Source organism: Microcoleus sp. AR_TQ3_B6, assembly GCF_036702785.1.
GTDB lineage: Bacteria > Cyanobacteriota > Cyanobacteriia > Cyanobacteriales > Microcoleaceae > Microcoleus.
Genome location: NZ_JAUBVJ010000034.1, coordinates 1 through 12917, shown reverse-complemented (window position 1 = coordinate 12917; position 12917 = coordinate 1). Strand labels below are relative to the sequence as shown.

Here is a 12917-nt window from a genome sequence, read left to right as displayed (position 1 = left end):
GATTAATTAACTCCCGACCAATTTTGGCCGGGTTTTTTTTGTCGATCGCACTGGTTCGCTACAAATTCTGCCCTATTCTGCCAAAGTGTCCTGAAAGAGGTGTTCTCTGGCGGGAGATTAGATTAGTAGATGCACCCTGATTAATTAACTCCCGACCAATTTTGGCCGGGTTTTTTTTGTCGATCGCACTGGTTCGCTACAAATTCTGCCCTATTGTGCCAAAGTGTCCTGAAAGAGGTGTTCTCTGGCGGGAGATTAGATTAGTAGATGCACCCTGATTAATAAACCCCAGCCAATTTTGGCCGGGGTTTTTTTGGCTCGAAAGCTGGATTAGTCGATCGACCTACAACTCCTCAAAAGACTGCACCTCAAGAACCGGTCCGATCATAGCAAAAGTCATCACATCCTTGCGGACTTCACCTTTAACACTGACTTTCAAACCAGCTTTTTTCAACTCAGAAGGAGCATCCTTAAGTTCGTAAGTTTCCCCATCTTGGCCAACCAAAGCCCAAGTTCCCGGGCCTAATCCTTTACGTTCAATTTCGCCTTTGACAGTAATACTCATGCTGACTGCACCTCTGTCTTAATCGCCAAACGCGCCAATCCGAAACACAGCAAAGCATTGACAATCAAGAAGGTTTGTGCTACTAAACCATTTCCCAATCCCCAAACTGCGGGAGACACAAAAGCATTCACTGCTAAACTGCTGGCACAACCGATCGAAATTGCGATCGCGATCCACTTCCACTGTCGGTGTCCCAATAGCAAAGCAATCAAAATCCCAGGAATCAAAACGCTAGCAAAAAAGGGATTCAGCATACTGCTGCCATTAATTGCGCCGCCGAGTTCGGGAATAGAACTGCCCATCACCCGCAGCGGCCACTGCGGCAAATCAAATACAAACAAGTTGCGCAGGAAAAAGAACCCAGAACTGCCAGCAATCAAACCGCCGGAAAAGCCCCAAGTCCAGGCGAAGGGGAAATAATTCCGCAAAAAGAAAGCCAGCAGGTAAGAACCGAGCACCATTCCAATCTTAGGCAACAGGGCGACTGCACCGCCGTCAATCCAAAAGCGGGGGTTGAGATAGCCGTTGTCGCGCAGCCAGCGGAAGAAATCGCGGAAGTTGATTTGTCCGCGCTGGGCTAGCTGAACTGCTGCGGCTGCGTCTAGGTGTCCTGAACCAAAATGGTTTAACGGATCTTCAGCGACTGTTCGCGAGGACTGCAAGAGTATGCTGCGAATCGAGTCTGGTTCTGTGATGCCGGAGGCCTTGACAAGGGCTGCAACGGCTGCAACGTGGGGAGAAGCCATGCTAGTGCCTTGGTAGCCTTCAAAGACTTCGGCGCCGGTTTCCGGGTCGATCGTACTTTGCAGGATCTTGCCCATTTCAGAACCGCCCGGGGCTGCAATGTCAACCCCTGCGCCGAAATTCGAGTAAGAGGCTTTTTCGTCGTCGGGGCCGAGGGCGGAAACGCCGATGACGTGGGGATAGCGGGCGGGATAGGAAGCGGAACTCTCGCCGGAGTTGCCGGCTGCTGCGATGATGACAACGCCTTTAGAGTGGGCGTAGTCGATCGCCTCGGACATTAACTGACTTTCGCCGCCGCCGCCGAGACTCATGTTGATGACATCTGCGCCGTTGTCAGCAGCAAATTTGATCGCTTCGGCGATGTCGGAAACCGTGCCGCCACCGCTGCCGCTTAACACTTTTAGCGGCATTAAAGCTGCTTCGTAGGCGATGCCGGCAACGCCATAATTGTTGTTAGTTGATTGGGCGACTGTACCGGCGACGTGAGTGCCGTGGCCGTTGTCGTCGTAGGCTTCGGCGCGATCGTTTACAAAGTCGTAGCCCGGTACAAATTTGGTTTCTTTTAAGTCAGCGACTGGAGTAATGCCCGTGTCAATTATCGCTACTGTTGTGCCGCTGCCTTTGGTTTCGTTCCAGGCCGATTCTACGTTGATGCTGCGGAGATTCCACTGCTTGGTATACATCGGGTCATTGGGAATCTCAAAAGCGCTGTAGACGTAGTTGGGTTCTATGTATTCGGTATCTTTAGCCAAATTTGATTTTTTCAGGGCGTTTAGCAAAGTGCGATCGCCCTTAACTACATATACATTGTCGCCCGCTGAGAATTCGCTGTTGAGTTGCGGTGCGACTTGGTACTGTTTGGCGATCGCATTTACTTCTTTCGCAATCTCAGCAGCGCCCAAATCTTCGCGGAAATCCAGCACAATCGAGTCGTAAGAGCCTTGAGTAGCAAGTCCTGGGAAATTAGAAATCGCCCAGCCGAGCCCGATTAAAAATAAGCACAGAAGGAAAAACTTTTTCATTGCCGATCGTCCGTTTAGGGAAGGCTTGTTCACCACAATAACCCAATTTTCACCGCGATCGCCAGTTTTCCTTGCTGCTGCTTGTGGATCTCTCCCAAGCGGGACTTTGCTTGTTTTCGGCGGTGGCTGTTGCTCGAGCGAAAATTGCTCTAATTTCTAGTTGAAATTGCCGAGCAAGTTTTAGGGGTTCAATCAATTGTATCATTGGAGAAGATGACAAACAAAACAAGCGACTATTTTCAACAAGGGTATTGCATGGAAAGAGGTTTAATGTGGCTGCCGCTGCTGGCAATTTTTATTGGGCTGGCTTGGGCTGGATGGAACGAGTATCAAAAGCTGGAAGCGTATCGCGTCTGGGCCGAACAATTTGCTAAAGCCAAGTACGATATTTATGCTGTACTAGGTCAGCAAGAAGACCGTTTAACTTGGGGAAAACCTACTCGCCGCGGACCGGTGAATTTGCAAACTTTTTCTTTAAAAGACGTGCAGTCGCTACGGTTGTTAGTCAACTCTCAGGCAGTTGATTTGGAGTCGCCGCCGAATTCTGGAAGTCGAATCGCCCTCGAATTTTTGTTGAAAGATGCTGCAGCGGTGCAGGTTCCTTTTACAGAAATTCCTCTAGCGACTAAATGGGGAAAGTACTTGCAGCAAGAATTGCAGCGCTTTAGGTAAAAGCAGTCTCCGGCGGGGCAGCATATCAGATACGAACTCTGCTACTGTAAGTGACAAAAGTCTGTAAAGTTGGTAGTGGGAATAGAACTTACGCAACAAATCCTTTGAACGGCCATCTATAGGGGTAAAGTGCGCACGCATCACCTGGAGGACTTGAGTTCTTGCAGTAAGTAGTACGGATAGTGTCCCTGTGCCTAGCCCGCTAGCGATACGTGCGTACCTTACAGTTAAAGTTCTTGCCCAGCGCGTCCTAAAATAGCTAAATTGCTAGCCCCCAAACCTGCGGAATGCAAACACAAGAATTTTTACAGCGCTATCAACAGGGAGAGCGTAACTTTAGTCACATTGACCTCAGCGGCGCTAGTTTAAGCGGTATCAACCTGCGAGAAATAGACCTCACTGGTGCTAACTTGACCGGTGCTAATTTGAGTTGGTCTTTTTTGAGCAATGCCAAGTTAATTGGGGCTTGTTTGCGGCGCGCGGATCTCCGCAGTGCGGGGATGGCTGGGGCGAATCTGAGCGTGGCAAATTTGAGCGGGGCAAATCTTGCTAAAGCGGATTTGCGCCTTGCTTGTTTGGAAGCAGCAGAACTCAATTGGGCCGCATTGCCGGAAGCGGATTTGGGCGGTGCTAATCTTCAAGGAGTTAAATCTGACAAAATTAATTTGGCTGGGGCTAAACTCGACGGCGCGAAGTTGATGGCGGCGGAATTGATGGAGGCGAATCTCAACGGCGCCAGTCTTGTTGGTGCTAATTTAACGGGTGCTAATTTGCGGGAAGCGCATTTGGTGGAAGCGAATTTGCGATCGGCAATTTTAATCGGTGTAAATTTGATTGAAGCTGACCTCAACGGCGCTCAAATGCGATGGGCAAATCTGACGGGCGCTGAGTTGCACAGGGCAGTGCTGGCGGGGGCGGATTTGACTGAGGCGGTGCTGGATCACGCTGATTTGAGTCGAGCTAATCTGGCGGGTTCTTATTTATTGAAAGCGAGTTTTAAGAAGGCGCTTTTGCTGCGAGCTAATATGGAAGGAGTGTATTTGCTGCGCGGGGATTTGAGCGAAGCTAATTTGCGCAGTGCTGATTTGCGGAAAGCTGATTTGAGCGGCGCTTATTTGATGGATGCTATTTTGGGTGAGGCGGATTTAAGAGAAGCTTGTTTGATTGAGTGCCGTTTGATTCGGACGAATTTGGAAGGGGCGCAGCTTACGGGTTGCTGCATTCACAATTGGCAAGTTCAAGATGTCGATCTTTCGAGAGTTGACTGCCGCTATGTTTTTACTCAGTTTGATTATACTGCGAAGGTTGCGGCAAATCGCTTTCCGGTCGATCGCGATTTTGAGTCGGGGGAATTGGGGGGGCAGTATCAAGAGGACAGTTCTATTGTAAATGTGTGTTTGGCTGGATATCCTAATTGGGAGGCTTTGGTTTTTACGGTGCGTCGGGTCGAGTTGGAAAGCTACGCTCTTAAGTTGAACGTTCAATTTTTTGAATCGGCGGGAAAACAAAATTTACTGAGGCTGAGCGCGAACCGTTTGGTGAATGGCAAGATTTTGGGCGATCGCATTTTGGAGCTTTATCCAGATATGTTGGAAAAGGTTTTAGCCAAGGACGCTGAAATTTTGAGTTTGCTAGACTTGGCTGTTGCTAGTAATAGTACGCAGCCGACTCACAATCAAGTGTTGCTCAGAAGACAGGAAATCTACCAGCGAATGGTGCGCCACATTTCGTTGATTTTGATGTCTAAAACGCCGGAAAAACTCTCCGAAAGCGTGCAGCGGCTGTTGGATTATTTGAAGCAGCAAGGTATCGCGACAGAGCAGATTCAAAAAAAAGTCATCAGTCAGGCGATCGTGCAGCAGGCGAAGCAAGACTTGGTGTTTCGGGAACAGTTGATCGCGTGGGAGAAAACGGCGTCGGATCACGTTCGCTGTTCGATGATCGGGGAAGCGGTGCGGTTTGCGATCGCCCTTTTGATCGATTATTAACAGTTAATCGTTAACTCTTGAAGCCGGCGACCCGCTAAGGCCCGTACTTGCTCTTGTGCGTCGGAAACGGAAAGCGATCGGGCATTACTGCCAAGCAAGACCAGGCTTTTCGGGAACAGTTGCTCAGGTGGGAGAAAACGGATTCCGATTGCGATCGGTGTTAGGTAATGGGGGAAGCGGTGCCCTTTTGTGGGAATGAATAAACACAAAATCTTACCCCCATTAAAAATCCTCCAACCCTATCTCGATTTAACGGTCCGGTTCCTTAGAATATAGTTCAGTGTCGTCCTTCAAAAGCTTACACAACTTATCCAATGTTTCCTGACGCTGTTCTATAAGTTTTTTACCTCGCTCCTCTAGGTACTCAATATTAGCAGGACTTGCGTTGTCCATGTGATCGTGCTCATTATCGCTACTCAAGGGAGTTTGAAAACGATAGTAGTTTCTGTGTTCTTCTTCAACCATTAGCTTACTAAGCTGATAAGCAACAGCTTCGCTTTGACCATCTAGAACAACGTTAAGTAAGGGACCTACCCATTTGAGTTGTCCCCAATCTTTCACCTCTCTATACTTATATTGTCTAGTTAGTGAGCCAGTACCCAAAGAAACAACAAGGGTATCCTTACGGTGTAGTTCTTCACCATTATTTTCTCTCTTGTAAGAAATCATCGCCTCCATCATTGCCAGTGAGGCAGGATTATTTGCAAAAACTCCGCCGTCTACCAAAGCGTAATATCCCTCTGGAGTACGATGTACTGTTTCGAGTTTGTAGGGCGGAAAGAAGGTCGGTGCAGCAGAAGTTGCCATTGCTGCCTCAACCATTTTGAATCCCGTACATATTTTGCGGCTATCATAACTATCGATGTCTTCTGCTGTCCGATTGCTTGTAAAAAAAACTGGTGTTCTCAGTTCGATATCATAGGCCGTAATCAAAATTTCTTTGATTGCGTCTTCAAGCTTAGCTTCACCTAGAAGCGCCGTTAAAACTTCTTGTCTACCTTTTGGGTTTAACTTGGGTTGTACCAAATCATCCATAGATAGCGGCACATTCTCAGTAAAAATCTTTTTTCCATATTTGCGATAGAAATTTACAAGTTCGGCAGCGGTATACTCGGGCTCACGATTGATGCTAGAGTCTGAGTTTTTTTTAGTTAAACCCAGTGCTAAAATTCCTCCTGTTGAAGTGCCTGCAATAAAATCAAACAGTGTTGCTATTCGTTGTCTTGTGCGCTCTTCAATGTAGTTGAGAACCATCGCAGGAATGATACCCCGAATACCACCACCATCAATTGAGAGAATTCTTCTCTTGAATTTAGTAGCCATAATATGTACTCCTTTGTAGATTGCTTAAATTGTCAACTCAACTAAAACAAACTCATACACCACGAGCATAGCAACACCCAAAGTCATCGTTCAGATAACCGCAGCAGATATCAAAGAACAGATGTCCTCACCCTAGTTAATTCCCTGTGACCGAGGGCGAGAATTCACAGCCTCAGCAAGTTGAAGTGCCTGCAATAAAATCAAAACCCTAGTTAATTCCCTGCGGCCAAGGGCGAGAATTCACAGCCTCAGCAAGTTGAAGTGCCTGCAATAAAATCAAACATTGTTGCTATTCGTTTTCCTGTGCGCTCTTCAATGTGCTTGAGAACCATCGCAGGAATCATACCCCGAATACCACCACCATCAATTCAGAGAATTCTTCTCTTGAATTTAGTACCCATCACAGGTAATTTTAGAGATTGCTTAAATTGTCAACTCAACTAAAACAAACTCATACCGCTCATCATAACAACACCCAAAGTTATCGTCAAGATACCCGCAGCAGATATCAAAGAACAGATGTCGTCACCCTAGTTAATTCCCTGTGACCAAGGGCGAGAATTCACAGCATCAGCAATATGCGCCCTCTTATTTCTCAAGCGCCACCCCTTCGTAAGTCGCCAGAATCTTATTATTAATCCGCGCCAAAAAGCGATCGCACGCTAACTCTTTAGCAAGGGTGGAAGAGCTCGCATCATTAATTTTCCCAGAGTTCTAATAGATTGTTTCGGCTTACCATTCTTCGCTTTTGAGCCGGCGGCCCGCTAAAGCCCGAATTTGCTCGTCGGTGTCGGAAACGGAAAGCGATCGCAACAACGGCACAACTCCCGGATTTTCGGGATAATGTTCGATAATCGCTTCGAGCGCTGTAAATCTGGGATTGTAAGCAAAAGAACCGTTTTGAGTGTCAACATCGCTCAAAGCTCGATCGCGCAAAAACTCAAACATTCCCGGTTCATCTTTCCATCCCCGGATTAACTCTACCAGGGCGATCGCCCGCACCTGCGAATCTTCATCCTTTTGAGCTCTAATTTTCAGCCACTCGAAAGTTTGAGACTCATTTGTCCACCCCCGGGCTAACTTTTGCAAAGCCATTTGCCTGACGGCCGGACTCCTATCGCCCTCTGCTTTAGCCGTAAGCAGCATCGAAGTTTCAGCACCCAAAGGCCAGTTGTGAGCGAGTTCCTGCACCGCCGCTTGCCGCACCAGCGCTTCAGATGAATCAAGCTGAATTTTCAGCCAAGGCAAGGTTCCCGGGTCGTCGGGCCACCCCCGCACGATCGCCCGCACCAGCATACTCAGCAGGTGAGAATCGTGCTCCGACTCGACCAGGCTTTTGAAGAAAGGCAGGGTCTCGGGCCGGTCTGACCAGCGTCTTGCTATCTCTTCCACGGCAGTTTCTCGGACGTTGAGGTGTCTGTCTGACTGGGCGAGTTTTTGGAACCAGGCAAAGACTTCGAGACTCGGTGACGGCAGTGCGGCGACTGCTTGCACTACTACTTGCCGCACCGTCCAGTAATCCTCGGAATCAGCTATTTTTTGCAGCAGGGGCAGGGTTTCTGGGTGGTCGGGCCAACCTGCGGCGAGCTCTTGCAGGGCGATTTCTCGCAGTTCGGCGTCGCGATCGCCCGCTGCTATATTTGTCAAAAAAGTCAGAGTTTCCGGGTTCAAGGGCCAGGCAGAGGCAATTGCTTGCACTGCTGCCCGCCGGACGGTCGAACTCGCGTCGGACTCGGCTTTAGTTTTCAGCAGCGGGTAAATGTCTGGTTCGCCCGGCCAGCGCCTGGCCAATTCTTCTAAGGCTGCTGTCCGCACTTCTTTGCTGCTGTCGGATTCGGCTAGGCTTTTGAGCAGCAGGCAAACGTCGGCCGCGCCGGGCCAGCCCGCTGCCAACTCCCGCACCGCTACTGTTCGCAGGATAGAACTTCCTGTTTGGGCAAGGTTTTTGAGCAGGGACGCCGTGCCTGAAACGCTGTGCCAACGTCTGGCTATTTCTTGCCACGCACTGACTCGCACTCCCAAATTTTCGTCGGATTCGGCGGCGGTTCTCAGCAGCGGCAAGGTATCTGTTCGATCGGGCCAATGAGAGGCTAACTGTTCCAGTGCTGCGGTGCGGACTGCGGGACTGCGATCGGACTTCGCCAGGGCTCTCAGCAGCGGCAAGGTATCCTTGGTGTCGGGCCAACCCGAAGCGATTTCTCGGACACAGGTCGATCGCACTGCCCAGCTTCGATCGCCCAAGGCGAGGTTTTTGAGCATCAGGTAAATTTCTGGCGAGTCTGGCCAACCGCGGGCTATTGCTTCGACTGCTGTGGCTCGGATTTCCCCGCTGTCGCTGGAGTGAGCGAGTATTTTCAGCCAGGGCAGGGTTTGCGGGTCATTTTTCCAAGTTTGGGCGATCGTCGCGATCGATTGCTCGCGAATTTGATAAGTTTCCTGCAATTCTTGAGCGCTTTGATAAAGAATCAGGAAACCCGTGCCGTATTGCGATAACTTTTTTAAAGCCTTTAACAGTTTTTTTTCTGTTGTTTTCTTAACGCCATTTTTAACTTTTAACAAGCATTCCGCTGCTAAAAACAAATTAATAAATTTTTTTTCTTGACCGTTTTGATCTGTCAGATATTCTATAATTTCGCTGGCTGTTGCTTTGTCCAGCTTAGCTGCAATTTCTCTAAGGACTTCGTGCAATGATTCGTCCCGCCAGTGCTGGCAGAAAACTTGTGTGTTGAGCTCGCCCCAAGTCAGTTCACCGATTTTGAGTTGTGCGTGGATTAACTCTGCCACTGTCTGGGGATTATGTTCCGCAACAAGTTTTTTTAATAACATACCGATATCCTGCCCCCTGGAGCTTGTTTGCATTGAAAATCCTCGCATCAGCTCCGGTATTAGTTTATAGTTTTTTGAGCGAGCCGGGAGTAGGGAGCCGATGGACTCTATTTTAGATCAAAAATATTGACTCTGGAGCACCCCAATGTAAAATCCGCCATCACCCACAGGAATGTGAGGTGGTGGCGGATGGCGATGGAACAATTAAGCCGCTGAATCTAGCTAACAGCTACTTGGACGCGATCGGCAGCAACCCGAACCGTAAAAGTCGGAATTTTTACCGTTTCATCGTCCAAACACTGGCCCGTAGCCAAGCTAAAATTTTGCTTGTAAATCGGAGAAGCAACTTTCAAAGTGCCGCTGCGCGAGCCCACGAGTCCCCGGGACAACACAAAAGCCTTGCTAAACGGATCGTAATTGCTGATGGCATAAACTTCATCCCCGTTTCCCACTCGGAAAATCGCCACTTGTTCCCCTGCAACTAAAGCGCAAACTCCGGTATTCGGGGCGATCGCATCCAGAGAACACACATCTACCCAAGTAGTCACAGTATCCGAAACTTGTAATGATTGAACCATCTTCTTTTCCTGTTAATTTACTTTAATCTTCCAGTCTCCGGCTCTTAACGTAGGTTTCGAGGCATAGCCTCAGGGTTCGAGGAGGCAGAGCCTCCGGGAATTCATTCCCCGGCAGAGCCTGGGAACGAGATTAAGGGAAGGGCTGGGGAGGGGTTATCTTGCTCCCTCTCCTGGTTCAAGGGGAGGGGTGGGGAGGGGTTATTCGGAAACTCCCGCCAGAGTCTTTTCGTATTCATAAGCAGGCCGCGTTTGTCCTCGTTCCGGAACACGAACAATACTCGGATCGGGCAAATCGGAATTCACAAAATGCTGGAACCGCTGCACCTTTTGTGGGTCTTCAATGGTCGTTTTCCACTCGCATTGATAAGTATTCACTAGATGTTCCATCTGCGCTTCCAGCTCAGCACAAATACCTAGAGAATCCTCAATTATCACCTGTTTCAAGTATTCAATCCCGCCCTCAAGCTTGTTAAACCAAGTAGCAGTGCGTTCCAATCTGTCTGCCGTGCGGATGTAGAAAATCAAAAAGCGATCGATATACTTAATCAAAGTTTCCTTATCGATATCCGCAGCCAGCAAAACCGCGTGCTGCGGCTTAATTCCCCCGTTGCCGCACACGTACAAATTCCAGCCGTTTTCCGTAGCAATGATCCCAAAATCTTTGCTTTGAGCTTCCGCGCATTCGCGAGTGCAGCCAGAGACAGCAGATTTGAGCTTGTGGGGCGATCGCAAACCGCGATACCGCAATTCAACTTCGATCGCCAAACTCGTAGAATCCTGCACCCCAAAGCGGCACCAAGTGCTACCCACACAAGATTTTACAGTACGCAGAGCCTTACCGTAAGCGTGTCCCGACTCAAATCCCGCATCAATCAACCGACGCCAAATATGCGGCAACTGATCCACGCGAGCTCCAAACAAATCAATCCGTTGCCCGCCAGTAATCTTAGTATAAAGCCCAAAATCCCTAGCAACTTCTCCCAAAACAATCAACTTATCCGGCGTAATTTCTCCACCGGGCACTCGCGGCACCACCGAATAAGTACCGTCGCGCTGAATATTTGCCAAAAAGTAATCGTTAGTATCTTGCAAACCGACGTGAGGCTTGTCTAAAATATGATCATTCCAAGTAGAAGCCAGTATCGAAGCAACAGCAGGCTTGCAAATTTCGCAACCCTTACCTTGGCCGTGTCTTTCAATCAATTCATCAAAGGTTTTAATCTCTTGAGAGCGCACTAAATGGTACAATTCTTGACGGGAATATTCAAAATGTTCGCAGAGGTGATTTTTGAGGGTAAACCCGGCTTTCTTCATCTCAGACTTGAAGATATCTGTCACCAAAGGAACGCACCCCCCGCAGCCCGTACCAGCTTGAGTGCATTTCTTGACGCTGGCAACATCGGTTAAATTGCGATCGCGAATCGCTTCACAAATCTGCCCTTTACTGACATTATTGCAAGAACAAATTTGAGCCGAATCCGGCAAGCTGTCCACACCCAAGCCAGCAGGTGCTGCCCCCGATCGCGGTGGCATTAACAAATCTTCAGGATGCGGCGGCAGAGCAATTTCATTTTGCATGAATTGCAGCAAAGTGCCGTAAGCAGAAGCATCTCCAACGAGAATCCCGCCTAGAATCCGGCTGCCATCTTGATTTAAAACTAATTTTTTGTAAATGCCTTGGAAGGTGTCAGTAACAGCAATTTCTTTAGCATCGGGAGACTTGGCAAAAGCATCACCAAAACTAGCAACATCCACTCCCAAAAGTTTGAGTTTAGTGGACATATCCGCACCTGTAAAAGTGCTAGTGCAGGCATCTTTCCTGTCATCCGCTGCACTGCTCAAAATATCCGCTGCTACGCTTGCCATTGTATACCCAGGCGCAACTAAGCCGTAGATGCGATTTTGATAAAGCGCGCATTCTCCGATCGCATAAATGTCAGGATCCGAGGTTTGGCAGCTATCGTTAATCACAATGCCGCCGCGTTCACCTACTTCTATACCGCAACTTCTGGCAATTTCGTCGCGGGGGCGAATGCCAGCCGAAAAGACAATCATATCTGTTGCCAATTCCGAACCGTCAGCAAACAGCATTTTAGTAACTTTGCCATCTTCGCTAACAATTTCTGTTGTAGATTTGCTGGTGTGAACCGAAACCCCCAACTCTTCTATTTTGCTGCGGAGAATTGCACCGCCAATTTCGTCAACTTGCACGGGCATCAGCCGCGAAGCAAACTCAACCACGTGAGTTTTTAAGCCCATATTTTGCAGCGCGTTAGCACATTCTAGACCTAACAAACCGCCGCCAATTACTACACCAATTCGGCAATTTTTAGCATAATCTGACATCGCCTCCAGGTCGTCAATTGTCCGGTAAACAAAAGTGCCTGTAGCGTCTTTGCCTTTAATTGGTGGGACAAATGGATAGGAACCGGTCGCGAGAACAATTTTGTCGTAGGGAACTTCTAAACCGTTGGCTGAAGAAACTATTTTTTGTTCCCGATTGATGGCAACTGCTTTATCGCCGATGTGAATCTTAATGTCATTTTCGTGATAAAATCCCGGTGCAACTAAAGATAAATCTCCCGCTGTTTTGCCAGAGAAAAATCCGCTGAGGTTTACGCGATCGTAAGCAACGCGCGGTTCTTCACAGAAAGTAATTAAATTCCAGTGTTTGGTAGCATCCGAGCTCACCATTAACTCTAGGAACTTGTGACCTACCATGCCATTGCCGATTACAATGAGGTTTTTTTTGGCTGTCATTAGAATCTCTTTCATCCCGTTTATCAGTCCTTGAGTTTATTAATATAAGACTTTATTGTAAAGTTTTGTACTGATATATACAAAACAGGGATATTTATGCAATAGTCGAATACTGCCGATTGCATTTTTGCATGATGTGCGATCGACCGATTTTAGATTTTAGATTTTAGATTTTAGATTTTAGACTTGAGATTTTAGATTTACTCTACAGTTAATTCGGGTGCGTCAGTCGATTTTAGATTTGAGATTTGAGATTTGAGATTTACTCTACAGTTAATTCGGGTGCGTCAGTCGATTTTGGATTTTGGATTTTGGATTTTAGATTTACTCTACAGTTAAGGAGCGCGAATTAAATAACTTACAATTTTAATTATTATTGTGGGATGGGCGTCCCGCCCGTCCAAAAATGACGGGCGGGACGCCCCACCCACAATAAAAA

9 protein-coding genes are annotated in these 12917 nt (G+C 48.0%); 2 read left to right on the top strand and 7 right to left on the bottom strand.

Going from position 1 to position 12917, the window contains the following annotated elements; translation table 11 throughout:
• Positions 1-343 precede the first annotated feature (343 nt).
• A complete protein-coding gene (locus tag QUB56_RS17370) occupies positions 344-565 on the bottom strand; it encodes a hypothetical protein (protein ID WP_332956777.1) in 222 nt (73 codons plus the stop codon).
• Positions 562-2331: a S8 family peptidase gene (locus tag QUB56_RS17365; RefSeq protein ID WP_332956860.1), complete on the bottom strand. Its 1770-nt coding sequence runs from the start codon at positions 2329-2331 to the stop codon at positions 562-564. Before QUB56_RS17365 ends, QUB56_RS17370 begins: the two co-directional genes overlap by 4 nt.
• A gap of 255 nt (positions 2332-2586) precedes the next feature.
• Here QUB56_RS17365 and QUB56_RS17360 point away from each other — a divergent pair, with 255 nt between their 5' ends.
• Both QUB56_RS17360 and QUB56_RS17355 read left to right on the top strand, forming a co-directional pair.
• Positions 2587-3003 carry a hypothetical protein gene (locus tag QUB56_RS17360; protein WP_332956859.1) on the top strand — a complete coding sequence of 139 codons (417 nt, stop codon included), beginning with the start codon at positions 2587-2589 and terminating at the stop codon, positions 3001-3003.
• Positions 3004-3290: 287 nt separating this feature from the next.
• On the top strand, positions 3291-4991 hold the full coding sequence (locus QUB56_RS17355; protein ID WP_332956775.1) for a pentapeptide repeat-containing protein: 1701 nt from the start codon (positions 3291-3293) through the stop codon (positions 4989-4991).
• Between the two features lie 249 nt (positions 4992-5240).
• Here the strand turns inward: QUB56_RS17355 and QUB56_RS17350 are convergent, their stop codons facing one another.
• From QUB56_RS17350 to nirB, 5 genes are all read right to left on the bottom strand, one after another.
• Positions 5241-6314 carry a patatin-like phospholipase family protein gene (locus QUB56_RS17350; protein ID WP_332956773.1) on the bottom strand — a complete coding sequence of 358 codons (1074 nt, stop codon included), beginning with the start codon at positions 6312-6314 and terminating at the stop codon, positions 5241-5243.
• Positions 6315-6562: 248 nt separating this feature from the next.
• Positions 6563-6682 carry a patatin-like phospholipase family protein gene (locus QUB56_RS17345; RefSeq protein ID WP_332956858.1) on the bottom strand — a complete coding sequence of 40 codons (120 nt, stop codon included), beginning with the start codon at positions 6680-6682 and terminating at the stop codon, positions 6563-6565.
• A gap of 364 nt (positions 6683-7046) precedes the next feature.
• On the bottom strand, positions 7047-9173 hold the full coding sequence (locus tag QUB56_RS17340; protein ID WP_332956772.1) for a HEAT repeat domain-containing protein: 2127 nt from the start codon (positions 9171-9173) through the stop codon (positions 7047-7049).
• Between the two features lie 185 nt (positions 9174-9358).
• Positions 9359-9718: a nitrite reductase small subunit NirD gene (gene nirD, locus QUB56_RS17335; RefSeq protein WP_332956770.1), complete on the bottom strand. Its 360-nt coding sequence runs from the start codon at positions 9716-9718 to the stop codon at positions 9359-9361.
• A 198-nt stretch (positions 9719-9916) separates the two neighbouring features.
• Positions 9917-12478: a nitrite reductase large subunit NirB gene (gene nirB / locus QUB56_RS17330; RefSeq protein ID WP_332956768.1), complete on the bottom strand. Its 2562-nt coding sequence runs from the start codon at positions 12476-12478 to the stop codon at positions 9917-9919.
• Between the last annotated feature and the right edge of the window lie 439 nt (positions 12479-12917).

Bases quoted from the DNA above. Each gene is read 5' to 3' on its own strand.
- QUB56_RS17370 (WP_332956777.1), bottom strand. From the start codon at position 565: ATGAGTATTACTGTCAAAGGCGAAATTGAACGTAAAGGATTAGGCCCG.
- QUB56_RS17365 (WP_332956860.1), bottom strand. From the start codon at position 2,331: ATGAAAAAGTTTTTCCTTCTGTGCTTATTTTTAATCGGGCTCGGCTGG.
- QUB56_RS17360 (WP_332956859.1), top strand. From the start codon at position 2,587: ATGGAAAGAGGTTTAATGTGGCTGCCGCTGCTGGCAATTTTTATTGGG.
- QUB56_RS17355 (WP_332956775.1), top strand. From the start codon at position 3,291: ATGCAAACACAAGAATTTTTACAGCGCTATCAACAGGGAGAGCGTAAC.
- QUB56_RS17350 (WP_332956773.1), bottom strand. From the start codon at position 6,314: ATGGCTACTAAATTCAAGAGAAGAATTCTCTCAATTGATGGTGGTGGT.
- QUB56_RS17340 (WP_332956772.1), bottom strand. From the start codon at position 9,173: ATGCAAACAAGCTCCAGGGGGCAGGATATCGGTATGTTATTAAAAAAA.
- nirD (WP_332956770.1), bottom strand. From the start codon at position 9,718: ATGGTTCAATCATTACAAGTTTCGGATACTGTGACTACTTGGGTAGAT.
- nirB (WP_332956768.1), bottom strand. From the start codon at position 12,478: ATGACAGCCAAAAAAAACCTCATTGTAATCGGCAATGGCATGGTAGGT.